General features: G+C 47.6%; 24 protein-coding genes and 3 tRNA genes. 21 read left to right on the forward strand and 6 right to left on the reverse strand.

Going from position 1 to position 25,693, the window contains the following annotated elements; all coding sequences use genetic code 11:
- Positions 1 to 78 precede the first annotated feature (78 nt).
- Genes thrA through thrC form a run of 4 tightly spaced genes read left to right on the forward strand, consistent with a single transcriptional unit; the run spans position 79 to position 5,349 of the window.
- Positions 79 to 2,451: a bifunctional aspartate kinase/homoserine dehydrogenase I gene (gene thrA, locus Q7S83_02980; protein MDO8467080.1), complete on the forward strand. Its 2,373-nt coding sequence runs from the start codon at positions 79 to 81 to the stop codon at positions 2,449 to 2,451.
- Complete coding sequence (gene asd, locus Q7S83_02985) at positions 2,447 to 3,514, forward strand: aspartate-semialdehyde dehydrogenase (protein ID MDO8467081.1); 1,068 nt, start codon at positions 2,447 to 2,449, stop codon at positions 3,512 to 3,514. Before thrA ends, asd begins: the two co-directional genes overlap by 5 nt.
- 23 nt (positions 3,515 to 3,537) lie before the next feature.
- Positions 3,538 to 4,011, forward strand: coding sequence for a shikimate kinase (locus Q7S83_02990; protein ID MDO8467082.1), 474 nt, complete (start codon positions 3,538 to 3,540; stop codon positions 4,009 to 4,011).
- A 60-nt stretch (positions 4,012 to 4,071) separates the two neighbouring features.
- Entirely contained in the window at positions 4,072 to 5,349 is a 1,278-nt protein-coding gene (thrC, locus tag Q7S83_02995; protein ID MDO8467083.1) for a threonine synthase, read from the forward strand.
- Positions 5,350 to 5,358: 9 nt separating this feature from the next.
- Here the strand turns inward: thrC and Q7S83_03000 are convergent, their stop codons facing one another.
- On the reverse strand, positions 5,359 to 5,787 hold the full coding sequence (locus Q7S83_03000) for a dUTP diphosphatase (protein MDO8467084.1): 429 nt from the start codon (positions 5,785 to 5,787) through the stop codon (positions 5,359 to 5,361).
- Between the two features lie 320 nt (positions 5,788 to 6,107).
- Between Q7S83_03000 and tmk the strand changes: the two genes are divergently transcribed.
- Both tmk and Q7S83_03010 read left to right on the forward strand, forming a co-directional pair.
- The gene (tmk, locus tag Q7S83_03005) at positions 6,108 to 6,767 is read left to right on the forward strand and encodes a dTMP kinase (GenBank protein MDO8467085.1); all 660 of its coding nucleotides are present in this window, start codon (positions 6,108 to 6,110) and stop codon (positions 6,765 to 6,767) included.
- 63 nt (positions 6,768 to 6,830) lie between these two features.
- On the forward strand, positions 6,831 to 7,283 hold the full coding sequence (locus tag Q7S83_03010; protein MDO8467086.1) for a nucleoside deaminase: 453 nt from the start codon (positions 6,831 to 6,833) through the stop codon (positions 7,281 to 7,283).
- A gap of 125 nt (positions 7,284 to 7,408) precedes the next feature.
- Here Q7S83_03010 and Q7S83_03015 read toward each other — a convergent pair whose 3' ends face one another.
- The 4 genes from Q7S83_03015 to Q7S83_03030 all read right to left on the reverse strand — a co-directional run bounded on the left by Q7S83_03015 (position 7,409) and on the right by Q7S83_03030 (position 8,796).
- The gene (locus Q7S83_03015) at positions 7,409 to 7,699 is read right to left on the reverse strand and encodes a hypothetical protein (protein ID MDO8467087.1); all 291 of its coding nucleotides are present in this window, start codon (positions 7,697 to 7,699) and stop codon (positions 7,409 to 7,411) included.
- Between the two features lie 78 nt (positions 7,700 to 7,777).
- A tRNA-Gly gene (locus tag Q7S83_03020) sits at positions 7,778 to 7,848 on the reverse strand.
- 13 nt (positions 7,849 to 7,861) lie between these two features.
- Entirely contained in the window at positions 7,862 to 8,515 is a 654-nt protein-coding gene (locus tag Q7S83_03025) for a hypothetical protein (protein MDO8467088.1), read from the reverse strand.
- A gap of 107 nt (positions 8,516 to 8,622) precedes the next feature.
- Positions 8,623 to 8,796, reverse strand: coding sequence for a hypothetical protein (locus Q7S83_03030; GenBank protein ID MDO8467089.1), 174 nt, complete (start codon positions 8,794 to 8,796; stop codon positions 8,623 to 8,625).
- Positions 8,797 to 8,849: 53 nt separating this feature from the next.
- Between Q7S83_03030 and ftsH the strand changes: the two genes are divergently transcribed.
- The 5 genes from ftsH (at position 8,850) to recG (ending at position 15,726) form a co-directional block, all read left to right on the forward strand.
- Entirely contained in the window at positions 8,850 to 10,685 is a 1,836-nt protein-coding gene (gene ftsH, locus Q7S83_03035) for an ATP-dependent zinc metalloprotease FtsH (GenBank protein MDO8467090.1), read from the forward strand.
- A gap of 56 nt (positions 10,686 to 10,741) precedes the next feature.
- Positions 10,742 to 10,814 (forward strand) — tRNA-Ile (locus Q7S83_03040).
- A 167-nt stretch (positions 10,815 to 10,981) separates the two neighbouring features.
- Positions 10,982 to 12,235, forward strand: a complete 1,254-nt coding sequence (locus Q7S83_03045) for a peptidoglycan-binding domain-containing protein (GenBank protein ID MDO8467091.1) — start codon at positions 10,982 to 10,984, stop codon at positions 12,233 to 12,235.
- Positions 12,236 to 13,038: 803 nt separating this feature from the next.
- A complete protein-coding gene (locus Q7S83_03050) occupies positions 13,039 to 13,311 on the forward strand; it encodes a hypothetical protein (GenBank protein ID MDO8467092.1) in 273 nt (90 codons plus the stop codon).
- A 237-nt stretch (positions 13,312 to 13,548) separates the two neighbouring features.
- Entirely contained in the window at positions 13,549 to 15,726 is a 2,178-nt protein-coding gene (gene recG, locus Q7S83_03055; GenBank protein ID MDO8467093.1) for an ATP-dependent DNA helicase RecG, read from the forward strand.
- 3 nt (positions 15,727 to 15,729) lie between these two features.
- Here recG and Q7S83_03060 read toward each other — a convergent pair whose 3' ends face one another.
- Positions 15,730 to 16,134 (reverse strand): DoxX family protein, encoded by a 405-nt coding sequence (locus Q7S83_03060; GenBank protein MDO8467094.1) that lies wholly within the window; start codon positions 16,132 to 16,134, stop codon positions 15,730 to 15,732.
- 93 nt (positions 16,135 to 16,227) lie between these two features.
- Between Q7S83_03060 and Q7S83_03065 the strand changes: the two genes are divergently transcribed.
- From Q7S83_03065 to Q7S83_03110, 10 genes are all read left to right on the forward strand, one after another.
- The gene (locus tag Q7S83_03065) at positions 16,228 to 16,524 is read left to right on the forward strand and encodes a GIY-YIG nuclease family protein (protein ID MDO8467095.1); all 297 of its coding nucleotides are present in this window, start codon (positions 16,228 to 16,230) and stop codon (positions 16,522 to 16,524) included.
- Positions 16,525 to 16,529: 5 nt separating this feature from the next.
- Positions 16,530 to 16,604 (forward strand) — tRNA-Glu (locus Q7S83_03070).
- Entirely contained in the window at positions 16,605 to 17,726 is a 1,122-nt protein-coding gene (gene tsaD, locus Q7S83_03075) for a tRNA (adenosine(37)-N6)-threonylcarbamoyltransferase complex transferase subunit TsaD (protein MDO8467096.1), read from the forward strand.
- A 59-nt stretch (positions 17,727 to 17,785) separates the two neighbouring features.
- Positions 17,786 to 18,184 carry a hypothetical protein gene (locus Q7S83_03080; protein ID MDO8467097.1) on the forward strand — a complete coding sequence of 133 codons (399 nt, stop codon included), beginning with the start codon at positions 17,786 to 17,788 and terminating at the stop codon, positions 18,182 to 18,184.
- A 338-nt stretch (positions 18,185 to 18,522) separates the two neighbouring features.
- Complete coding sequence (locus Q7S83_03085) at positions 18,523 to 20,649, forward strand: valine--tRNA ligase (GenBank protein MDO8467098.1); 2,127 nt, start codon at positions 18,523 to 18,525, stop codon at positions 20,647 to 20,649.
- The gene (locus Q7S83_03090) at positions 20,649 to 21,338 is read left to right on the forward strand and encodes a PrsW family intramembrane metalloprotease (protein ID MDO8467099.1); all 690 of its coding nucleotides are present in this window, start codon (positions 20,649 to 20,651) and stop codon (positions 21,336 to 21,338) included. The genes Q7S83_03085 and Q7S83_03090 overlap by 1 nt, the downstream gene beginning before the upstream one ends.
- Before the next feature lie 26 nt (positions 21,339 to 21,364).
- On the forward strand, positions 21,365 to 21,838 hold the full coding sequence (locus Q7S83_03095) for an Hsp20/alpha crystallin family protein (protein ID MDO8467100.1): 474 nt from the start codon (positions 21,365 to 21,367) through the stop codon (positions 21,836 to 21,838).
- 90 nt (positions 21,839 to 21,928) lie between these two features.
- Entirely contained in the window at positions 21,929 to 22,888 is a 960-nt protein-coding gene (locus Q7S83_03100) for a patatin-like phospholipase family protein (protein MDO8467101.1), read from the forward strand.
- Positions 22,889 to 22,916: 28 nt separating this feature from the next.
- On the forward strand, positions 22,917 to 23,417 hold the full coding sequence (locus Q7S83_03105) for a recombination protein O N-terminal domain-containing protein (protein ID MDO8467102.1): 501 nt from the start codon (positions 22,917 to 22,919) through the stop codon (positions 23,415 to 23,417).
- Positions 23,418 to 23,446: 29 nt separating this feature from the next.
- On the forward strand, positions 23,447 to 25,690 hold the full coding sequence (locus tag Q7S83_03110; GenBank protein ID MDO8467103.1) for a hypothetical protein: 2,244 nt from the start codon (positions 23,447 to 23,449) through the stop codon (positions 25,688 to 25,690).
- The last annotated feature ends 3 nt before the right edge of the window (positions 25,691 to 25,693 follow it).

Here is a 25,693-nt window from a genome sequence, read left to right on the forward strand (position 1 = left end):
CTGGAAGTTTCGTCACGAAAAGAATCACACAAAAGATCTCTGGATAAAAGCGCGAAAATCCTCTATAGTAAGGCCGTTATGAATAAAGGCGGAAAATTTGCGCGGATAATGAAATTTGGCGGTTCTTCCGTCGGCTCGGCCGAGCGGATAAGGAACGTCGCCAAAATTGTCTTGGACGCCCTTCGGCAGGCTCAGGGCAAGCCCACAAAAGGCGGGGTTGCCGTGGTGGTTTCCGCTATGCAGGGAGTGACCGACAAGTTGCTGGCTTTGGATTTTGATTTTGTGAAAGAAAAGCATCTGGCGGCCGCCAAAGAGCTAAAAGTGCCGGCGCCGATGGAATTGCTCAATGAGCTGGAGCTGGTCATCAAGGGTATCAAGCTTTTGGGCGACGCATCGCCGATGGCCTTGGATCTTGTCGCCAGTTTTGGCGAGCGCCTCTCTTCGCAGTTGGTCGCCTCTTATTTAAATAAGAAAACTCTTAGTATTGCCGTAGATTCCCGTGAATTAGTAAAAACCGATTCCAATTTTCAAAATGCCGCCGTAGATTTCACCGCGACCAATCGCAATATCAAAAAGTTTTTTTCCAAACTCGTCGTCAGTCGTCAGTCGTCAGTTGTTGTTCCCGTTATCACCGGCTTTATTAGCTCCGATTCTGCGGGCAAGACCACTACGCTGGGCCGAGGCGGCTCCGATTATAGCGGGGCAATTTTTGGCGTGGCCTTGGGCGTGGACGTGGTGGAGATCTGGACCGACGCCGATGGAATTATGACGGCCGATCCTAGAATAGTGAAATCTGCCGCTACTCTTCCCCAGGTCAGCTACGAGGAGGCTTTTGAAATGGCTTATTTCGGGGCTAAGGTGGTTCATCCGGCGACAATGTTGCCCGCTATTAAGAAAAATATTCCGGTTTTGATTAAAAACACTTTCAATCCGAAGCATCCCGGCACAGTCATCATTGGGTCGGCGGCTAAGGATGGAAAGATTGTAAAGAATGTTTCGGCAATTGATGGAATGAGTTTAATCAATGTAGGTGGCACAGATTTGGCCGGTGTTCCGGGGACTGCCGAGCGAGTCTTTCGCGCAGTTTCTGAAGCCAAGGCCAACGTGGTCTTAATCGCCCAAGCATCCTCCGAGCACACTATTTGTTTAGCAGTTAGGAATTTTGAGGCCGATCGGGCGGTGAATGCTATAAAAAAAGAATTTGAAAACGAGGTGCGGCGCGGGAAGGTGGCAGTCGAGAGGAGAGATAGTCAGAGTATTGTGGCGGTAGTCGGAGATAATATGAGGGGAACGCCAGGAATAGTGGGTCGTGTTTTCGCCGCGCTTGGCGCGGCGAAGATAAATGTTTCCGCCATCGCGCAGGGCGGCTCAGAGCGGAACATATCTTGTGTGGTTAATGAAGGCGATAAAACGGCCGCGATCCGGGCGTTGCACCGGGAATTTTTTGAAAACGTCGGAGAGTTGAAGATATTTTTAGTCGGCACAGGAGTGGTCGGAGGGGAATTACTCAAACAAATCAACTTACAACTTACAACTAACGACTTACAACTGAAGATTTGTGGGATCGCCGATGTTGAGAAGATGTATTTGAGCGAAAAGGGTATTGATTTAAGGAATTGGAAGAAGTCCGTGAGAGCCGGTGAGAAGACTGACCTTTCGAAATTCATCGCGGAGGCGGCGGTGATGGGGGGTGAAAAAGTTTTTGTGGATTGCACCGCCAGCGAGAAGATCGCCAAAATGTATCCGCAGTTGGTGAAGTCGGGTTTTCATATAGTCACGCCCAATAAGAAATTCAATGTCTCTAGCCATAAAGAATACACTAATTTGCGTTCTTTATTGGCGACACATCAAAAATCTTTCCACTATGATGCCAACGTAGGAGCCGGCTTGCCAGTGATTTCGACAATTAAAAATTTGTTAGCCGCAGGAGACCAAATCAAGAAGATCGAAGGAGTATTCTCCGGCACTTTGAGTTATTTATTCAATAATTTCGACGGTAAAAGAAAATTCAGCGATTTAGTGGCCCAAGCTAAGGCTTTGGGTTATACCGAGCCGGATCCGAAAGAGGATCTGAGCGGACAGGATGTAGGAAGGAAGCTTTTGATCCTTGCCCGAGAAACCGGCTTGCCAGCAGAGCTTGCCGAGGTAAAATTAGAGAACCTAGTGAAGCCCGATAGCTATTTCGCCGGGCGGATTAAGAAGGCAAAAGCGAAGAAGTCAGTTTTACGGTATGTGGCGACGGTTCAAAACGGAAGAATGGCGGCATCTTTGAAGGAAGTTCCAATGGGCAACCCTCTGGCTAGTTTGTCCGGGGCCGACAATGTCTTCGCTATTTACACAAAGTATTATAAAAATCCGCTGGTGATTCGTGGCGCGGGCGCTGGAGCGGAGGTTACGGCAGCAGCGGTACTGAACGGAATTCTAAGGATTAAAAATGGAAAAACAAATTAAGAAATTGAAGGTTGGTATCTTGGGAGCTACCGGTACGGTTGGGCAGAAGTTTATTGTGCTTTTACAAAATCATCCGTGGTTTGAGGTATCTGCTGTGGCAGCCTCAAAAGAATCAGCCGGGAAAAAATATGAAGAAGCAGTGGCGGGGAGATGGAAGCAGGAAGTAGATATTCCGGAGTCGGTTCGGGCGATGGTTGTGCAAGATGCCTCCAAGGCGAATTTGAAATGCGATTTTGTGTTTTCCGGTTTAGACGCGAATGTCGCCGGAGAAATCGAGAAGGCTTTTGCGGTTGCCGGCTATCCGGTGATTTCTAATACGAAAAATTATCGTACCGAGCCGGATGTTCCGCTTTTAGTTCCGGAGGTTAATGCTGACCATATTGCCGTAATTCCCGTTCAGCAGGCACGGCGTAAATGGAAGGGTTTTATAGTGACTAATCCTAATTGTGTGGCGGTTCCGTTGGCGATGGCGTTGAAGCCGATTCATCAAAAGTTCGGAGTCAGTAAGGTGTTGGTCACTTCCATGCAGGCGATTTCCGGCGCCGGTTATCCGGGCGTTCCTTCTTTGGATATTTTAGATAATGTAATCCCACAGATCGGCGGCGAAGAGCCGAAAGTGGAATGGGAGCCTTTGAAATTGCTGGGAGAGTTAAAGAAGTCTGGGTTCAAATTGGCAAATATAAAGATTTCCGCTCATTGCAATCGGGTGCCGACGAAAGATGGGCATTTTTTAACCGTTTCATTCAGTACTAGAAAACCGGCGAAGTTAGGAGAGATTAAGCGTTTAATAAAAAATTTCAAAGCCGAGCCGCAGAAATTGAAACTTCCTAGCGCTCCGGAGCATCCGCTTTTTTACCACGAAGACAGCTTCCGTCCGCAAACTCGCTTAGACCGAGATCGCGAGGGTGGGATGTCGGTATCAGTCGGCAGACTGCGCGAGGATCCAATTTTGGGATTTAAAATGGTAGTACTTGGGCACAATACAATCCGTGGAGCTGCGGGAGTGGCGATTTTAAATGCTGAGCTTTTGTATAAGAAGGGATATTTAAAATCTTGGAAGTAGTTCGTGGGATAACTTTGATCGGTATGCCGGGCTCCGGAAAATCGACCATCGGTCGGCTGCTAGCCGAAAAGATTGGTTTTTCTTTTGTTGACTTAGATAATTTAATCCGAGACCGTGAAGGCAAAACCCACACTCAGATTATTTTGGAAAAAGGAGATAAAGAACTCGTTCGCCTTGAAGAATTTTATACCGCCACTTTAAATTTAGAAAAAACCGTTTTCGCGCCGGGTGGCAGTATCGTGTATTCGCCGGCGGCAATGGAAAAATTGCGTCAGGAGACCGTAGCTATTTATCTTTCAACGCCGATTGACGTGATTCGGAAAAATCTCGGAGATCAAATTGAACAGCGGGGAATAGTTGGCCTGAGAGGAAGGGGGCTCGAGGGGGTTTTTGCGGAGCGTAGCCCGCTTTACGAAAAATATGCGCATTTTACTGTAGATTGCGGCTCAAAATCTGCCGAAGAGGTATGTGATGCGGTAGCTGGTCTTATTGTTTAGTTTGGCCTATTATATTTCCAGAACTTTGAAGGGCGGACTCTGATAAAAAGAGGAGGCCAAATGCGATATCGTAGCACCGAACGGCAGGCGCCGCTGGTGGATTTCCAAGAGGCGCTATTGCGCGGATTGGCTCCTGACGGTGGTTTGTATATGCCGGAGGAGATTCCAAGGAGAAAGATTTCTGATGGAAGTTTTCCGGAGATGGCCGCGGAAGTCCTGCGGGATTTTGTACCAACTGAAGGTCTGGTGGAGATTTGCCAAAGCGCCTTTTCTTTTCCGGTGCCCTTGCGTCATTTGAAAGATAATTTGTATCTGCTAGATCTCACGATGGGCCCGACGGCTTCCTTCAAAGATTTTGGAGCGCGTTTTATGGCGAGATCAATGTCGCAGGCTTTGAAGCCTGGTCAGCTGTTGAATATTGTCGTTGCGACCTCCGGTGATACGGGAGGCGCGGTAGCGGCGGGGTTTGCCGGCGTTGCGGGAATCAAGGTTTTTATCTTGTATCCCAGCAAGAGGGTGACTAATCTCCAAGAAAAGCAGATGACAACGCTTGGCGGGAATGTCTGCGCCCTGGAAGTGGACGGTGATTTCGATGATTGTCATCGAGTGGCAAAAGAAATTCTCAAAGACGAGATATTGCGTAAGGAAATTCCTATTTCTTCAGCGAACTCCATCAATATCGGTCGGCTTCTTCCTCAGATGACTTACTATTTCTGGGCGGAGGCAATGTTGCGGCTTGGCGGCGTGAAACGGAGGCCGATTTTCGTGGTGCCGAGTGGAAATTTCGGCAACCTGACTGCCGGTTTGTTTGCCCGAGCGATGGGCCTGCCATCCGAATTGTTTGTGGCGGCGGTAAATCGTAACTGCGCGGTGCCGGAATATCTGGTGACCGGAAATATGTCTCCCAAGAAGACGGTACGGACTCTCTCGAATGCGATGGATGTCGGCAGGCCAGACAATTGGGATCGAATTATGGATCTTCACGATTACGATCGGGGCCGAGTCGGCGCAGTCATGAGGACGGGCATGGTAGACGACCGGCAGGTAGAAAAGAAAATGGCCGAATTCTGCCAATACGAAAATCGGGATATCGATCCGCATACTGCCGTTGGGCTGTGCGTTGCCTATGAGCTTTGCCACAACGAATACAGGAAGACTCCGGTGGTTGTACTTTCCACTGCTGACGCCGGAAAATTCAAAGAAGTCTGGGAGAAGGCGACCGGTCGCCGCTTGGAACTCGCCTCAAGGCTGAAAGAAGTGCTTGCGAAAAAGAAAGAAAGCATTCTGGTGTCGCCGAATAAAGAAGAAGTAGTGAAAATAATCAGATCCCGCCAATAGGCGGGATTTTTATTTTCCAGTTGTGCCGAAGCCGCCGCGGTTCGCGCCTCCAAGGTCGTCTACCTCCTCCCATTCCACTTTCTCGTATTGTTTAATAATCATCTGGGCAATCCGATCTCCGCGTTCTATTTTTACTGGTTGGTCGGTGTAGTTATAAATTGGTGCGTGGTATTCATCATTATTGCCGCAGAAGTCTTCATCGCCGATTCCAACTCCGTGCGCCATAAATAAACCTCGCTTCGGGAGTGAGCTGCGTGCGGCAAGAAAAACATAATGACCGACAGGCAGTTTGATACAGACATTCAATGGCACCATCGCCAATGTTTTTGGCGCGACGATTACCGGAATGCGCGCGGAACAATCTAAAGCCACTGCTCCGGAAGTTTTGTAGGCGGGTAAATCTAAGGTCTTATCGATTCGTTTAATTTTTACTTTCATTGGGGCTGCATATGAATATTAGCTCTCGCCGCGTTGTTAGGCAAAATTCTTTAGTTCGCGAAGGAGCATCTTGAGCCATAGACTCTATTGCCAGGATGAGCTGACAAAGAAATAAAGAATTTTGCCAACAACCCTTCGGGACATCTCAAATTTTACTTGATAGCTTTGTTTCTCGGGCTAGAAGTAGAGTCTACATCTGCGCCCTCAAAACTTCACTCTCAAAGATAAAATTTGAGTGTCGCGGGGGAGATTAATATTCATATACAGCCCGGATTATATCAGGTACAATCGTACTTAGCTTTTTGAGGTAAAATAAATCCATGAATCAAAAGAATGGCATTTTTCTAGTTTTCGAAGGCGGCGAAGGGAGCGGCAAGACCACCCAGGCGAAATTGTTGGCTGATGAGCTACGGAAAATGGGGCACGAAGTTTTGCTTACTAAAGAACCCGGCGGAGATGAGGGGATTTGCCGAGATATCCGAGCCTTGCTTCTGAATCCGGTCTATAGCGGGAAGATGTCCAACTTGGCCGAACTGCTTTTGTTTGAGGCTGATCGGGCCCAACATCTTGAAAAGGAGGTGCGACCTGCTCTGCAAATGGGAGTAGTCGTTATCAGCGACCGTTTTGAGGCTGCCACTTTCGCCTACCAGTGCGTCGCCCGTCAAGTTTGTAGCCCTGATGATTTCTGGCTCATTAATAACATAGCGACTAATAGGTTAAGGCCCGATATGACATTCTGGATTGACGTGGAGCCTTCGCTTGGATTACAGAGGAACATCAATGCTAAGAAACGTGACCGTTTTGAAATGGAAAACGTCGATTTTCATAGAAAGGTTCGGGCAGGATACCGAAAATTCTTTGACTCCTATGTTTTAAGCTTTCAGGGTGAGAAGTTTGACGGCGCTATGAGTATTAATGAGTTGCATGTTCAAATTCTTGAGGCGGCGAAGAAGATGATATCTGGGAAATTAGGAAAGTAGGCGGCTTGTATAAGCCGCTTTTTTGTCTTAATATCCCAGCAGAACTTTAAGGAGCTAGCTCGAGTGATTAACTCCAAGCTAATGGTCGGGCTGACCTATTTTGCCAGACTCAATTTAGCCAGAGGGCATCCGCCAATTGCCGCTTGCCTGACGGTTGATAATGCAATGATTGCGTTCGGTTGGAATAAGCGTTTTTTGTTGAACGACCCAACTGCGCACGCGGAGATGATTTGTTTGCGCAGACCGAAAGTAGGGATGCTGAAGCCTGCTGATTTCCGGCGAGCGGTTCTCTATACCACTCTTTCGCCCTGTTGGATGTGCTCCGGGACTATTTTGATGCTGGGTATCAAAATAGTTGTAGTTGGAGAAAATACGACCTTCAAAGGCCCCGAGGATATTTTGAAAAGTAACGGCGTGCAGATTTTTAACTTGGAGAGCCTGAAGTGCATCAACTTGATGCGCCGGTTTCAGAAGCGGTATCCGGGTCGCTGGAAAAGAGACATCAGCCAACTATGAATCGCGAACAGATTTTCCGCCGCCTTGCATGGAGCCTCGCCTTACTACTAGGCTCGTTACTTGCCCTCGTAGTACTCTCAAGATTTTTCTAAACAAAAACCTCCGCATTCGCGGAGGATTTTTAATTAAGAGGCCTTTACGGCTTTAGGTTTGCATCTGGACACTTCCATAGTGATACTCGGATCATCTTCTGTGGGATAATAGCCGATCTCTCCCTTCACCGTTTTCCCGTCGATTGTTTCTCCGGTAAAGTTGAAGTGATGGCGACTGTCATGCGGCTCCAGCGTTTTCAGTCTTACATAAACAGTTGAGCCGTAAAGTCTCGGAAATGCAACAATAATGTTCCGCTCAACGATTGCCGCCTTCAGCCCTTCTTTAGTTGGACCGTACCACTTGTTGTCATGACTCCAATCCATGCATCCCATCTTTGACCTCCTGAAATGTTCCGCCACCTATTATATACAAATTTCCTCGAATGTACAGACCGTCTATTGAGCGGGTAACGGGAATCGAACCCGTGTATTTTGATTGGCAACCAAACGTACTACCATTGTACTATACCCGCGACAATGAAAATCTTATATCGTTTTTGCCAATAAATCAATCCATTTTAAGACCTTTTCTTTAAGGTAGGCACTATTCACGATTATCATACAGATTCCATTTTCTAGCCGTTTTGTGGGGTGTCGGCCGACTATGTATTGAGTTTTATAGAATTGATTTCGCGGCAATCCAGAGGTTTCCGACCAAAATTTTTCAGCCTGTTTTTGAGAAATGTCTTTATATAATATCAATCCGACCCTAATTTTTTCTTTTGGTACTTTGAGCGCGCGATGTAGGAACTTAGTGTATAGCGCGATCATGTCGGCGCTAGAATTTGTCAGGCGTAGTGGGTTTTTTGTTTTGCTGTCGCCCTCCCCCCAATAAAGCATCAGCCCGGCAATAAAGAGGGGTTTTGATGCCTGTTGCCGAAATTCTGATTCGGCTTCAAATCGGGCTTGTTGGCGCCACTTCAACCATTTTTCTCTGTTCGTGGAAACAAACTTTTTGATTCTCTCAGCCACCCGGGGGCTATTCGCCCTACTAAGTAGTCGTTTGACTCTTTCTGAATCCCGGTTATTTTTGAACCATTCTGATAATGTGCTTTTGGCAATTCCCAAAGTTGTGCTAATTTCGTTGTAGCTTTTATTTTGTTGACGTAGGCTGATAGCCAGGTTCTTTTTGGGATTCATTGCGATATAATACTTGAGTATAACACAAGAGTCCGGTTCTGGGCTACCTATAGTGCCACTTGAACGATGCTGATTATCGGCTATTACTAACCACTAGTAGCTAGTCGCTATTTTACCGGAGGGGCTTCGGACGGTCCCTTGGTGGACGGTTCACCAGTCGGACCTTCGAAATTACTCGGGGTTTGCGCAGGTTGGCGAATCGGTATTCCGGCCAAAACGTAACTTCCGACCAAGCCTAGAATTACTAAAACGACGAAGATTATTTTGAGTGTGCTTTTCATATTGGTATAATGTAGTATATTAGAACAAATCTTTTAAGCCTGCAATAATCTATATGAAAAACATCGCTTCGAACATTTTCTGGGCAATTATCACTCTCTTAGTTATCTCGGTGGCATTTTCTTTTTTTCTAAGTCCCACCGATGAGCCTGCGAGGGTTAGCATTAATGAATTAGTAAATAAAATAAACAAAGGCGAGGTAGCTAAGATAGTTATTGCCGGCAGTGGCTTGGATATTGAGCTGAAAGACGGAGTGAAGTTAGTCGGGCAAAAAGAAAATGAAGCCGGCCTATCAGAAACTTTAAGGAACGTCGGGGTAGATCAGAAAGCTTTGCAGTTGGTGGCCCTAGAAGTGAAGGACGAATCCGGTTTTAAATTCTGGGTCGGCATTTTACTGCCGGCTCTTTTACCTCTGCTTATCATAGTGGCAATGTTTTGGTTTGTGTTCCGACAGGCGAAATCAGGCGCCTCCCAAGCATTTACTTTTGGTCGCGCCAACATCCGGCTTTCTACTCCATTTAAAGATCGTGTCACCTTTAAAGATGTGGCCGGGCTGAAAGAGTCCAAGCAGGAATTGGAAGAGGTGGTGGATTTTTTGAAGAATCCGAAAAAATATTTGGAAATCGGCGCGCGCATTCCCCGCGGAGTTTTATTGATGGGTCAACCGGGCACGGGCAAAACGTTGCTTGCCCGAGCCGTAGCCGGTGAGGCCGGTGTGCCATTCTTCCATATTTCCGCTTCTGAATTCGTGGAGATGTTTGTTGGCGTAGGAGCTTCCCGCACTAGGGACGCTTTCGCTACCGCCAAGAAGGCTTCCCCGGCAATTTTGTTTATCGACGAAATCGATGCCATCGGACGCGAGCGGGGATCGGGCATTGGCGGAGGCCATGATGAGCGGGAGCAGACTTTAAACCAGATCTTAGTGGAGATGGATGGCTTTGAGCGGAATACCCGACTGATTGTGCTTGCCGCCACCAACCGGCCGGATGTTCTAGATAAAGCTTTATTGCGCCCCGGCCGCTTTGATCGGCGCGTCGTGTTGGATATGCCTGATATTAATGACCGGGAAGAAATTTTGAAGATTCATGCACGGGGCAAGGCCCTAGAAAAAGGAGTGGAGCTCCGCAAAGTAGCCGTCCGTACCCCCGGATTTTCCGGCGCCGATTTGGCTAACTTGTTGAACGAAGCCGCAATTTTTGCCGCCCGCAAAAATCAACGTCTTATCACCGAGCAGGATATTTTAGGCTCCATCGAAAAAGTGATTCTTGGTCCGGAACGTAAAGGCAGAGCAATAACCGATAAAGATAAACAGATTACTGCCTATCATGAGGCTGGCCATGCTTTGGTTGCGGCGAGCTTGAAGGATGCCGACCCCGTGCATAAAGTGACCATCATCAGCCGAGGTTCCGCCGGCGGCTATACTTTGAAATTGCCGTTAGAAGAAAGTCACCTCACAACCAAAAAGCAATTTATGGCCGACTTGGCGACGATGCTTGGCGGGCAGGTAGCCGAAAGATTAATATTCGGAGATATCAGCACTGGCGCCTCTAATGATCTCAAGCAGGCCTCGGAGTTAGCGCGTCGCTTGGTCACCAAGTACGGAATGAGCGATAAGCTTGGGCCGATGACTTTCGGGAAAACCGAGGAATTAATTTTCTTGGGCCGAGAGATTAGTCATGAAAAGAACTATTCTGAAAAGGTTGCTTCCGAGATTGATGAAGAAGTCAGCGGTTTTATAAACAAAGCCCACGAGTTGGCTAAAAAGATAATCAGCACCCGCAAGAAAGTTTTGGACGTTATTGCAAAAACTTTGGTGGAAAAAGAAATGCTCGAGCAGGAAGAGTTTTATGCGATTTTGAAGCCTTTTAATTTGAAGCCGCTAGCTATCTAGGCGTTCTAAACTAGGCATTGAAAAATGCCCACTTTATGGCTAAAATGAGCTAAATTGGGCCAGTAGCTTAGTGGCTAAAGCACCGAGCTTATACCTCGGCGAGCGATGGTTCGAGTCCATCCTGGCCCACAAACATAAACCACCACTTTCATGTGGTGGTTTATGTTTGTGTGTCTTTACAGTTCGGAATGATTTTAAGGATTGTGGTAACATTTAGTTATACCAGCCGTTACTAAAAATGTTTGTGGTGATGTAGTCGGTTAAAAGTTTGGTCAGTATATAAAAAAATAGACACAATGGCGAAAAGCGATAAGAGTGGCTTTAGGACAACTTTCACGGCCTTTTTTGTCGTTGTCGCAGTCATTGCGGTGGGAGTAATCAGTTATTTGATGTTGCGCAAATTTAGTGCCGAGGATTCGGCACAGACCCAGCAAGGCCCACAAACACCGGGTGTAGTTCTAGACACTGCGCCGTCATTTGCTCCGTCGGTAGATACTTCGAAAAATATCCTGAAGACTGATATTTCTACGCAACCAAGCGACAAATATAAAACTTCTGCAGATGTGGCCGTTTCAAATAGCGATACGACTAAGGAATCTACCGATTTTTCCTTAAAATTTGGCATAGGCGCTTCGGGAAACCGCGTGACCAGTTTACAAAAATTTCTTTCTCAATTTCCCGAAATCTACCCTGAGGGCCTAGTAACTGGATACTTTGGCTCGCTTACCGAAAAAGCAGTCAAACGCTTTCAAAACAGAGAGGACATTGAAGAGGCGGGGGTAGTCGGACCAGAAACACTACAGCGGTTGAGCGAGCTAGGGCTGAACCTTCAAGAAGGGTCCATCAACACCGTTACTACCGAGTCCGCACCAGAGTCAGCGCCAGCCGCTCCACCCGCAGTGGAAGCATTCTTAAAAATCAACTCCATAGACCAATCCACGCTTCCAGAGAATGTCGTTGGGGGGTTCGACACTTTATTTGCAAGATTTCGAGCGTCTGGAGGAGACACAGCAATTAATCGGATGGTTCTGGTGTCCGATTCCATCGACGCCGACAAAAACATTTTGTTGGTGAAAGCGCATGTTGTGTACGATCTGACAAATTGGGGGAGGTCGCCTCTATTTGTCACATCCCCCACATTTCCTATGCACGTTCCTCAATCTGGCTCATCTCCTGAATACTGGTGGTGGTCGGTTGACCTGGCACCTCCCCGCTCCGTGCCCAATATAAGCTATCAAATAAGCTACGTGAACGGTATCGGGACCGTTACCACGACAACCGTGCCAGCCGTACCAAATGTCTGGGTTTCGCCGAAAATCATCGCAAATGACTCCAGCGCGATAATCAATGTTGAGGCCTACTGCGCTCATCCAGCCCGGTTTAGAGTTGGGATTATGAGCGTGGATGCTGTTTCTGGTTCATTATTCGGCGAAACCAATATCACTGGCAAGCCCGTTATTAGTGGTTTGTCTCAACCCCTATACGATCGCTACATTGAGTGCATAGTTATGCCAGACGGCTCGATACGATCATCTCAATCCGGTACGTAACTTCTTGACTTGCAGAGTTAAATGAACAAGCCCCGGGCTTTAGCCCGGGGATGCGACCTATTGACAATAATAGGGCAAGTATGCTATATTATTTAAACGTTCATCGATAATTTTCGCGGATCGGATGGCGCCAATATGGCCTCCCCGAGCCCCGCGATACTCCAGTGAGGAGATGCGCCCAATGCGACGCTTCATCACCCACACCGCCGTCTAAATTGTCCAGGAGCGCCGGCCTCGTACCCGCAATTGCATAACGCCGATAGGGCTGTGTAGTTGCGGCCAGTACAAGACCACGTCCAACGGTTATGCCGCGGCACCGTGCCAGACTAAGTTCGCGGTTGGGCATTCAACCAAACCCATGGAGGGTAGAGGGAGAAAATGGGTGGCCAAAGGTGGCCCGCCCGGCCACAGATTGGGTTGTAGCCCGTAAAGGCCTAACAACAAAAGGATCTCGAAAGAGATCCAGATGTTCGCCGTACCCACAGAGGACGACCAGCGACCCAGCGAAACTGCTAGCCCCGGCCGCATCCCCTCAAGGGACGCGCGGCGGACCACTAGCCAAACTCTAACCATCGGAGGTGCGACTATGGGTCGTTATCCGTACGGTGCAATAAAGCCCGGTTAGTTAATTGAGAAGCGCGGATTTGGACAGAATTCTTAACCCCCCGCCTATCGCTAGCCGGGCGAGCGCCCAGCGCAAAAAAGGACGCCCACTCCGAAAGTGGGCAACCGCCCCGAGCTTAGCTCGGGGCGTTCTATTTTACCAACCTATTTTCCCAGCCCTTGACAAAGTAGACCCATCTATGCTATCATTAAACGTAAGATTCGTTGGTAGTCCTTTAATCAAACAACCCCATTTTCCCAAGGAGAGAACCATGCAGGGCGATCGATTCCGTGACGAGCTCAAGACTCGAAAGATTGCCAGCGCCGAAAGGGCGGCGATCAGCAGGAAGCGTTCTGGTAAGAGCCCCAACCGGGCTCTGCGGTTCGGCGATCTGGATCGCGAGCAGGTTCGTCAGGTTCGCGAACTGGCGGCTCCACGTGAAAGCTGGCTCGGGATGAATCCCGAATACTAGCCTACCTACGGTAGGCAGGCCGGGTGATCGGCTAACCCCAGCGTGGGCGTCCACAGGACGCCATCTCGAAAAAGGAGGAAAGTGTGCGCCTCATAACAAACCCCGTCGCTTTTGCCCTGGGGCGGTAGGGGGAACGGACAAAGGGTATTAAATCCAGACGCAAAGCCCCCGATAAAACGGGGGCTTTCTTATAGTTGATTTTTTCCCAGACATGTTATAATATAGGCAAACTTTACAATGTTGCGCCTAGAAACCGAACTCGCCAAGATTAATGGAATCGGGCAAAAGTTTATCGATAAGCTGGATAAGCTTAAGATAAAGACCGTCAAGGATCTTTTGTGGCATTTTCCGTTTCGCTATGATGATTTTTCGACCGTAGCTAAGATTGCTGATCTTAAAGTTAATCAATCTGCAACCGTCCGCGCAGTGGTTAAGAAGGTGTCCACTCGTCGTTCTTGGAAGAAGAAAATGGTAATCGTAGAGGCTCTAGTGGCCGACGAGACTGGCGGCATCAAAGCCATTTGGTTTAACCAGCCATTTATCGCAAAAGCATTAATGCCCGGCCGGCGGGTTAATTTTGCCGGTAAAGTTGCGATGTCTAATGATGAGATATTTCTACAAAGTCCGACTTACGAACTTTTCCAAAATACTACCGAGACTATGCATACCGCCGGTCTTATTCCGGTCTATCCCGAGACTCGGGGACTCACTTCAAAAGGCATCCGATTTTTGACTGGAGCGCTTTTGAAAAATTTGGAATCTATCCCTGATTTTTTGCCGGAAGAAGTTTTACTGCAGGCGGAAATGCCGAGTGTTGCTTCTGCGTTGAAAAATATCCATTTCCCCAAAAAAATTGAGCAGGCGGAAAAGGCCCGTGAGCGGTTTGCTTTTGCCGATATCTTTTTGATTCAATTGATGAATTTACGAAACCGGATGCTGCTTGCCAAAGAAAAAGCTCCGCCGCTGAATATAGATAAATCGGCTATTACTGATTTCATCGCCAGACTTCCTTTCGAGTTGACCGGCGCCCAGCATCGGAGCATAGATGAGATCGTCCATGATCTTGCGAAGCCCAATCCGATGAACCGTTTACTGCAGGGAGACGTCGGGTCGGGCAAAACCGTAGTCGCCGCAGTGGCCGCTTTGATGTCTGCGCAAAACGGAAAACAAACCGCTTTTATGGCGCCGACTGAAGTTTTAGCGCGCCAGCATTACAGAACTCTTTGCGCTATTTTTAAAAACTATCCGATTGGAATCGGAATTCTCACCGGCAGTGAGTCGAGGGCATTTTATGGCGAGGGGATGGAGAGCAAGCTGACTAGGCCGAAATTTCTGGAGGAAATAGCGCAGGACAAGATAAAAATAATTTTGGGAACCCACGCCCTGATTTCCGAAGTGAAGGGTAAGAAGTCCCTCATCTTTAATGACTTGGCTTTAGCAATCGTGGATGAGCAACACCGCTTCGGAGTGGACCAGCGCGCCTCTTTGGTGAAAAAAGAATCCGCCAGTCGGCGGACCGCCGGCTGGCGGACCGGCGAAACAACTACCGTCCATTTCCTTTCGATGAGCGCCACGCCGATACCCCGCACGCTTTCGCTGACATTATTCGGAGATTTGGATTTGTCGATTATTGATGAAATGCCCAAAGGCAGAAAAGAAATTGTTACTAAAGTTATACCGCCATTAAACCGGAAGAAGGCTTATGATTTTATTCGCGGAGAGGTTAAAAAAGGCCGGCAGGCTTTTGTGATTTGCCCGAGAATTGAAGAGGCGGAAAAGCCGGAAGTGGCGAAGGTTGGTGACAAGAAAAAAATAAATCTTTGGGCGGACGTGAAAAATGTGACAGAAGAATATGAGAGATTATCAAAAACTATCTTCCCTGACTTGAGAGTAGCGATGTTGCATGGCCGGATGAAGGGGGTAGAAAAGGCAGAAATAATGGCCGACTTCGCGGCCGGCCGCACCCATCTTTTGGTATCCACCTCCGTTATCGAAGTGGGAGTAGATGTGCCGAATGCTTCCATAATGATGATTGAGGGCGCGGATCGTTTCGGCTTGGCCCAGCTTTACCAATTCCGCGGCCGTGTCGGCAGGGGAGAGCATCAATCATATTGTTTGCTATTTACTGATTCTGAATCCGCCTCTACTGCGCAAAGGTTAGATGCCTTAATTAAAGCGAAAAACGGTTTCGAGCTTGCCGAGCAGGACTTGGCTATTCGTGGCCCAGGAGAATTTATCGGCGATAAACAGACCGGCATTCCTGACTTGGCAATGCGTTCACTAAACAATATTGCGATAATTAAGCTCGCTCGCGCCTCCGCTGAAGTGTTGATAAAAAAAGACTACACCCTTTCCAATTATCCGCCCTTGAAGGCTGAGCTTGCCAAGTTTCAAAACAAAATTCACCTAGAATAAGATTTACCAGCCAAAGTAGTTTTGGATGCTGTAGAATCCGGGACCGGCTGTAGCTAGGACCAAAAGCGAAGCGAGTAAAACCAAATCAAGCTCATATCCGTTGATTAGTTTCATTCCTTGTTTCTTTTTCCAAAGCGCGGCAACCGACATATTGATGGCGAGCAGAATTCCGATGATGGGCAAGTAAATTCCTAACAAAACCGCTAATCCGCCAAAAACTTCTACAAAGGCGACTATCGTGCCCCAAAAAGCGCCCGGTTTAAAACCCATCATTCCGAAATTGATAGCGTTTTGTTTAAGATCCTTAATCTTCGGCCAGCCGTGAGCCAGAAATATGGCGGCAATTACTATGCGAAGCGCGAGTAAGGCCCAGTCGGTGAATAATGGAAACAATGAAATAGTGTTCATCCAAATATTGTAGCACTTTATTTACGCGTTATATTATAGTATTATAAGGCGAACAAAGTCGCCGCATGGCGGCACTTATGGCCTCATCGTCTAATGGCTAGGACAGCCCCCTTTTCCGCCGGAGGCGGATCCTCCTTCGGAGGACACGGCACATATATGTATTATCTTTACATTCTGGAAAGTTTAGAATATAAAAGGCATTACATAGGCACGAGCGCCGATGTTAAAAACAGGCTCTCTGAGCATAACAGCGGTGAAGTGCGGTCAACTAAGGCTTATCGTCCATGGAGGTGCGTATATTCAGAAGAATTCTTGGATAAAACATCGGCGCGCAAGCGAGAGTTGTTCTTGAAAAGAAACGCCAAGGCAAGAGAAGATTTGTTCAAGTAAAATATGGTCTCGTCGTCTAGTGGCTAGGACATGCCCCTTTCACGGGCAGAACACGGGTTCGATTCCCGTCGAGACTACCAATGAAAATTTTAGCGATAGAAACATCTTGTGATGAGACTGCGATGGCCTTGGTGGATTGCAAGGGCAACCCACTATTGAAAAACCGCTCCGCCGGCTGGCGGATTAAAGTTTTGGAAAATATTGTTTCTTCGCAGATTGCTATTCATCGCCCATTCGGCGGCGTAGTTCCGAATTTGGCAAAGCGCGAGCATATAAAAAATCTCCCAAAAATTTACCAGTCGCTAGTCGCTAGTCACAAGTCGCTAAAGTTTGACCTAATCGCAGTTACCGTTGGTCCGGGTCTGGAGCCGGCTTTGTGGGCGGGAATTGAATTTGCGAAAAGTTTAGCGAAAGAAACCGGCAAGCCGTTGGTTGGCGGAAATCATATGGAGGGACATCTTTTTTCTAATTGGCTGCCGCATAGCGTCATTGCGAGTGCGGCGAAGCAATCTAACAAAAATTTAAGTAAGATTGCCACGACCCCTTCGTGGTCTCGCAATGACAAGATTAAATTCCCGGCAATCGCGCTCGTGGTCAGTGGCGGACACACGATGGTCATCAAAATGGATTCTTTAAAGAAATGGAAAAATCTTGGCGAGACTCGCGATGATGCTGCCGGTGAAGCTTTCGATAAAGTTGCGCGCTTGCTTGGCCTTCAGTATCCGGGCGGACCGGAAGTTGAGAGGCTGGCGAAAAATGGAAATCCGAAAGCGGTAAATTTTCCGAGGCCGATGTTGAATCCGCCAGCTGGCGGAAAAAATTATGAATTTAGCTTTTCCGGATTGAAGACTTCAGTTCTATATTATTTGCGAGATCATCCATTTGTCGTCAGCCGTCAGTCATTAGTTGCCGATGTCGCTGCAAGCTTCCAGCAAGCCGTTATCGATACACTGGTTGGAAAAACTATGCGCGCCGCGGAAGAGTTTGGCGCGCAATCAGTTTTGCTTTCCGGCGGGGTGGCGGCGAATAAGAGATTAAGAGAAATTATGAAATTAGAAACTGAGAAATTGGGGCGGGAATTTTTTGTGCCGGATTTTCAATACAATACCGATAACGCGGTGATGATTGCCGCCGCCGCCTACATTGCCAAATTGCGCGGGAAAAAATATCCGATGCGCGCCAACTCGAACCTTAGCTTGTAAAGATATTTTTCTGTGGTAAAGTATTCGGCAGTTCGTTCTTAAGGAAGAGGCGAGTGATAATGCCAATCAATCTTCTGAAGAGGTATGAAATTTCTTTCCGTTGCCAAGGAGTGGAGACGGTATCCGAAGGAGAAGGCACGATTCACGGTGAGATGACGGCGAACGCTGTTCAGTCTTCTTACATAGGAAGCCTCATGTGGGTTTTGAGTGAGCATCGCTTTTTCGTTTATGCATTAAGTTGCGAAGAAGCAATCACCGCTCTTCAACTGATGTCTCCTTCGTTGGCGGAGATCAAAGAGAATCCGAGGCGGATTCAGTGCGTCGGGTGTGAGCTTGCCGATCGGGAGCTATCTATCGGTCGGGGTGCCGTTCTTGCCTTTGGCTCTAAAATAATCGATAAAATGCCTTTGGGTGGGGAAAAATTCGCAGAGGAGCGCCTGCTCTACCCGGTCGCTTGAAGTTGACTGTGCCCAGTGCCACAACGATAGCACGCCACCTAATTAACCTGATTTCCTGATTAAAACTGCTTTATGTCGCGCAATATTTAAGTAGGTTGTGGCACCGGGTGTGGATAACTCCACTTGCGCGCTTCTGTTAATACTGTAAATTAATAAATAGCTCATCGATAATAAAAATCTAATTGCCGTCGACACAAACGACGGATCACGTGTAGGCGCTGCTTACACAGACAGTTCATTTCTTTCTACCCATAACCCCGACCTCCTGTCGGGGTTGTTTTTTATTTGCCAATTTTCTCAATTTCTAATTTCTCAATTTCTAACTTATAATGATTCCAATGTCTGAAGAGCTGCCAAAGGCCTACGACCCGAAAGCCACCGAAGACCGCATTTATAAAATGTGGGAGGACGGCGGGTATTTTAAGCCAGCGACTAGCGACTCGCGACTAGCGACTGGGAAAACTTACGCCATCCATTTGCCACCGCCGAACGTGACGGGTTCTTTGCATATGGGTCACGCACTCAACGCGACCATCTCCGACATTTTAATTCGCTATCATCGGATGCGTGGCTATGAAACAGTTTGGTTTCCGGGCACCGATCACGCCGGTATCGCTACGCAAAGCGTGGTTGAAAAGAATTTAAAAAAAGAAGGCATTAGCCGCTGGGATTTGGGTCGCGAAAAGTTTATTGAAAAAGTTTGGGAGTGGAGAAAACAATATGGAGATATTATTATCAGTCAGTTAAAAAAACTCGGCGCTTCCGCGGACTGGTCGCGGACCCGTTTCACGATGGACCTCGAATATGCCGGCTGGGTAAAAAAAGTTTTTATTCATTATTTCGAAAAAGATTTAATTTATCGCGGCAAGCGAGTGGTTAGTTGGTGTACCGCTTGTCAGACTTCTTTGTCGGATTTGGAAATTGAATATAAAGAAGAGAAAACAAAATTGTGGCAAATTAAGTACCCACTGACTGACGACAAAGGACAAACGACTAGCGACTTCATAATCGTTGCGACGACTCGGCCGGAAACGATGCTGGGCGATTCGGCGGTTGCCGTGAACCCGAAAGATAAGCGTTATGAAAATTTAGTTGGCAAAAAAGTTTTGTTGCCGATCCAGAATCGCGAGATTCCGATTGTCGCGGACGAAAAAATTGATATGGCTTTCGGGACGGGCGCGGTGAAGATCACGCCGGCGCATGATCTGCTGGATGCTGAAATAGGGGAGCGACATAAGCTGCCTTTTGTTCCGGTAATCAACGGAATAGGGAAAATGACCGCCGAGGCCGGAAAAGATTTTGAAGGACTGAAGATCGCTGAGGCGCGCGAGAGGGTGGTGGCGGAGTTGGAAAAACTTGGCCTGATAGCTAAGACCGAGGACTACACTCATAACTTAGCAATTTGTTACCGGAGCGCCACACCCATTGAACCGCTTTTAAGCGACCAGTGGTTTTTGAAGATGAAAGATCTTGCCGCGACGGCATTGGAAACCGTGCAGTCAGGGAAAACCAAAATTATTCCGGAGAATTTTTCTAAGCCTTATATTTCTTGGCTGGAGAATATAAAAGATTGGTGTATCTCCCGGCAAATTTGGTGGGGGCATCAGCTTCCGGTTTATTTTTGCAAAACTGATCCATTGAAGTTTGTCGTTTCGGAAGAAAAGCCTGCAAAATGCTCGGAATGTGGAAATTGCGAGATGGAGCAATCTCAAGACGTTTTGGATACCTGGTTTTCTTCCGCGCTTTGGCCATTCGCCGGGCTTTCCGAGGAAGATCAAAAGAAATTTTATCCTTCGAGTGTTTTAATCACCGCCCGCGATATTATCAATCTTTGGGTCGGGCGGATGATCTTTTCGGGAATGGAATTTATGGGTGAGACTCCTTTCCCGGATGTTTTGATCCACGGCACAATTCTCACCAAAGATGGCAAGCGTATGTCTAAAAGCCTAGGAACCGGCATTGACCCAATCGGTTTGATAGATAAGTACGGCGCCGACGCGACCCGGTTTGGCATAATTTGGCAGGCGATGGGCAATCAGGACATTCACTGGGACGAAACCGCCCTAGCTGGCGGCAAGAAGTTTGCTAACAAGCTATGGAATATCGCCCGGTATATTCATGGCGTAGGTATTGTTCCGAGAAATTTAGATGTTCAACGCGTTGAACATGTTGAAGACAAGGAAATTTTGGAAAAACTGGAAATTTTGAAGAAAGAAGTGGAAAAGGGGACCCAGGAGTATGATTTCGGACAAACTCTGCACAAGATTTACGACTTCGTCTGGCACGATTTAGCTGATAAATACATAGAAACCTCAAAAGATCGCACCGATGAAAATGTTAAACTGATATTAAGCGGCCTCCTGATGGACGTTTTGAAGATATTGCACCCGTTTATGCCGTTCATCACCGAAGAGCTCTATCAAAAGCTCTTTGCTAAGGATTCCGCCCTGATTGCCGCGGAATAATGCTCACCACGATACTATTAATCACTCTCGGTACAATTCCGGCTCTAGCTTGGCTCGCCTTTTATTTAAAGGAGGACTCGCGCCATCCCGAGCCGAAGAAGTTGATACTTTACACTTTTATCGCCGGATCACTGGTTACTGTTTTTGTATTGCAGTTCCAGATTATTATCAACGACTGGACTACTGGGCAGGGCCTACATACCTATAGCCTGTCCTCTTTCCTTTTATTGGGGGCGGCGGAAGAAATTTTTAAATTTTTGGCGGTGTATTTGGTGGTTAGCCAGAGGAAAGAATTTGATGAACCGATTGACGCAATGGTGTATATGGTCGTGGCGGCATTGGGGTTCGCCACAGTAGAGAATGTTGCCTCTATCTTACAATCAGATGTTCTATCGATTGCATCACCCGGTCCTTTGGAGACCACGGCGCTTAGATTTGTGGGCGCCACTCTGCTTCATAGTCTAGCTTCGGCTGTCGTCGGCTACTATTGGGGGCGGTCTATCGCTAAAGGCGGGAATCGTTTCGTGGCCATTTCCTTGGGTTTGGTCATTGCCACTTTGTTGCATGCAGTTTTCAACTCACTTATAATTAAATCGGAGCCCGTAGCGCTGCCGTTAATATTTTTAATGTTTATGGCGCTATTTGTTCTCAATGATTTTGAAAAACTGAAGAAACCCAAGGATAATTAAAAGTTATAAGGTTATAAAGTAAAAATATGGAAGACGAAGAAATAAACGAAGAAGAAACTATAAGCGGGGAATCAATCGCGGCCGATGAGCCGGAGATTGATTTGGTTAAATCGGGCTCCGCCGTGCGGGAGCGTCACGCCGATACTGCCGAAGATCTCACCGATGAGGACGAAGGCCAACTTACCATCGATCTTTATCAGAGCGCCGATGAGATAATCTTGGAATCCCCAATAGCCGGCGTGAAGCCGGAGGACTTGGATATCGCGATTACCAGTGAATCCGTAACTATTAAGGGCAAAAGAGAAAAAGATCGTCGGATAAAAGATGAGGATTATTTTTATCAGGAGTGCTATTGGGGTCGTTTCGCCCGCTCTATTATCTTGCCGCAGGAGGTAGATGCAGAAAAATCCGAAGCCGCGATTAAGAATGGAGTTTTGGTTATTAAATTACCTAAATTGAACCGTCAGCGCTCGAAAAAGATTAAAGTTCAGGCGGAATAATTATCTTGACCTAGCTAGCGCCGCTCTATACCATAGGGGGTAGTTATCTGTTCCTTAAAAAGGCGGACTTCTTGGAAAGGAGGAGGTAAGATGCCCGAAAAAATCGGATTGGCGATTAGCGGGGGCGGCTTCCGGGGTTCTATTATCGGACCTCACAAAGCCCTTTGGAGACGCAATAAAATCCCGGATAAGATTCAGGGAGTTTCTGTCGGCGCTTTGAATGCTGCTAAATTGGCTGAATCCGGTATCGAGGCCTTGGAAGAAAACTGGCGCATTATTGGGGCTGGCCATCCAAGTGCGATTTTCAACAAGCTGGACATCATTACACGTTTTAATAGCAATGCTCCGTTTAGTGACGCCGGATTGAAGAGGTTGATTGGCAAGCTGGATCCAGTGAAGATTATTAATTCTCCTATTGAATTGGAGGTGGTAGTCAATAACGAAACGAAGCGGCGCATGCAGGTTTTTTCTAGTCGTGATTTGATCTTTCAGGTTGACAAGGAAAATCCTAAAAATCCGAATCGGGGCCCGCATTTACTGCTTGACGCCATCAAGGCATCTGCGTCTTTGCCCGGATTCTTCCCACCCGTGAATATTTTGGGTGAATGGTTCTCCGACGGTTACTGTTTTCATTTGGAGCGCTTCGCCGATTTCGATACTCTTTTCGTAGTGTTGCACGACGATCCGGAGCCGCGAATTTTTCCCGAAAGCCATTGGTTCCGGAGAATCTTTGCCGGACCGCAAAGAGTGCTGAGTGATCACGAAGAAGGTAAAATCCATGACTTTTTGAGGGATCACCCCGACAAGTTCACCGAGTTCAAGTTTTCTTCCAAGCTGGGCTTGGTGGACAGAATACTCACCTTTTTGTCCAAAGGAGTCGATAAACTTCAGGGGAAGGGGCGATTGGTCCTTTTCAGTCCCGACTTCTCTATCCCGACCTTGGAGTTGGCCAGTTTTCAAAGGGGCGACATTGAAAAAGCAATCGATATGAGTTTCTTGCAGGCAGAAAAATTGTTGGATGAAATTTATCCGCCTACGCCCACCGTTTAATGGTGGGCTTTTTGTTAGAATAATAAAGATGATAGAGCATTACACACGAGCCATCGTTCTCGATAAAGAAGATTACGGGGACTTAGATTCCCGGGTAGTTTTATATTCCGCCGATTTGGGTCGCATTACTGCCAGAGTAAAGAGTTCCCGCAAAATCACTTCCAAGCTAGCGGGTCATTTGGAGCCGGGGAAGTTCATCCGGGCTCGGATTATTGAACTGGGGGGGTTCCAGGTGGTGGATGCCCTCTCGGATGGCTTTCTGCCCATCTCTCCAAAAACGATGGCCGGTCTGCGGATGCTTAAGGATATGACCGTAGAGCGTGATCCCGACCCGGAATTATGGGCGTTTATCGAAAGGGGACAATTGGGGGCTGGAGAAATCCTTTCCTTATTGGGATTCGCCCCGCAATTTGCTTCCTGCCGCACCTGTGAATCCGGTCAGCCGACGCATTTTTTATTGAAAGAGCTTGAGTATTCCTGCCATCCCTGCCTAGTTCAGTCCGGTAGGCCGCTGCATTTCGCTCTATAATTTTTTATCAGAATGCTAACATTATAGTAATGAGTAAAAAAGCCGTTGTAATTTTAAGCATAGCGGTAGTAGTGAGTTTGATGATTATTGGTTTCTTTATTTATCGCGCGAGTATCGCTCGAGGGATGGAGGTTGAGATAGCGCCTCCGGCCAAGGTGCTTATCGGGGTTCCTTTTGATGTGAGGGTGGGAGTTTCGAATAAATCCTCTAATCTTTTTAAAAATGTCCGCCTGTGGTTGAAGTTGCCATCCGGATTGGCGTTTGTTGGCTCTCCAATATCACAAGAATCCGTTTCGCGGGAACTTGGCGCTCTTAGTGGGAATGGTTACAGCCAGCAGACTTTCACTTTAATCGCCCTGAACGGAGAAAACACCTTCAAAAAAATATCAGCCGATGCTATTTATGATTCCGGTTATTTCGATGCCGAATTCGATAAAAAAATAGACCAAAATCTTACTGTGGGTGGGCACGGAATTGAGATGGATATTGCCGCTCCGCAAAAAATTCTCAACGGGCAAGCCTTCGAAACTGAGCTATCTTTTAAAAATGTTTCCGGTGTTAATTTAAGCGAATTGAAAGTCAGAGTTGATTATCCGCCCACCTTTACCTTGTCCGGCGCCACTCTTCCTCCCGATGTCGGCAACAATACTTGGGTTTTGGGCAATATGCTCAAAGGTTCAGAGGTTAAGTTTAAAATTACCGGCAATGTGATTGGCCCTGATGGAGCGTTTTTTGATTCTTTGGCGACCGTTGAGGCATTACTTGCCGGTGAAATCTACCCAATCAACAAGAATGCGGCGACTATTGGTATCGCTCCGGCCCCGATTACGCTGAAGATTAATTTGAATAATGACAATGAATATATCGCCGCCCCCGGCAGTGATTTACGTTATACCTTGAATTATGTAAACAACACCGACATCGGACTGCGTGATTTGATAGTCCGCGCTAAATTGTCGGGCATAATGTACGACCTTTCAACTCTTTCCTCCAATGGAACTTTCCGTTCTAGCGATAACTCTGTTACCTGGACCGCTGCTAACTTTCCTTCGCTGGTTTATCTTGCCCCCGGCCAGTCCGGTTCAGTTAGCTTCAATGTCCGCGCTAAAAGAGACTATCCTATTAAGAAGGCTTCCGATAAGAATTTTCTTTTGAAAGTTTCGGCTACCATTGATTCCCCGACGGTGCCGTACTTTGTTAACGAGGGTAAGGCGGAAAGTTTCGCCAGCATTGAAAATAAGGTTCAGGGCTTAGTGGACTTGGACGCGCTGGCGTATTTCCGGGACGCCGCATCAGGAATTACAAATAAGGGCCCGATGCCTCTTCGTCTTGATCAGCCGACCAATTTTACAATTCACTGGCGAATTACCAATTACGCTACCGACGTCAAAGATATTGAGGTAAGGGCTTTTTTGGGTGGCAACGTGAGGGCCACCGGCGTGATGAAAAGCAACGCCGCTACCATTCCTTTTTATAATGAGCGCACTCAAGAAATGATCTGGCAGTTGCCGAAAATAGATGCCACCACGGGCGTTATCGGCAAGCCGATTGAGGCTATTTTCCAAGTCGAGGCCGTTCCTTCTACTAACGATTTAAACAGGGACATGTTGCTGATTCAGGATTCTTCGCTCACTGCAACTGATGACTTTACTGGCGTTGCGTTGTCTAGCCAAGATGACGAGATAACCACCGGCTCGCTTGATGACCAGACTGTTAGCGGGCAAGGGACGGTGTTGCAGCAGCCACAAGTATTGCAGCTCCAGCAGACGCATCTGGATGAAAGGCAGAAGCTTCTTTTGTTGCTGGCGCAGCAAAAAGCGTCTCGTGCGGAGCAGGATGCGCAATTGGCGGAATTACAGGCTCGGCAGTCTAGCGCGCAGACAGCGCTGGAGCGGCAGTTACAGAAATTACGCGACGCATATAAACCGCCCGTAATTCTGCCGCCGGTGATTGCAGGTGGCGAAGGCGGTGGCGTGGTGGTTGACGAGGAATGCGCGAACCAAGCCGCCAGCAATCGGGACGCTGAGTTCGCTGCCGTGGATGACAATCACGATGATGATTTGAATGCTGCTTTGGAAAAGCGTCGGAATTTGCTGATTGCCGCCGCCCTAGTCGGCGACCCTCATCTCCGGCATATTCTCATTGTGGCGGCTCTGGTTGGTTATGAAAAAGATGAGAAGGAAATTGAAGAGGATTGGAACGAAGGACGCGCAGCGGCGCAACGCAAATATCAGCAGGACATGGCGGCCTGCAACGGTGGAGCCGGTCTTTAAAGC

It is taken from the genome of bacterium (genome assembly GCA_030646995.1).
Lineage (GTDB): Bacteria > Patescibacteriota > Minisyncoccia > UBA6257 > WO2-44-18 > JAUSKF01.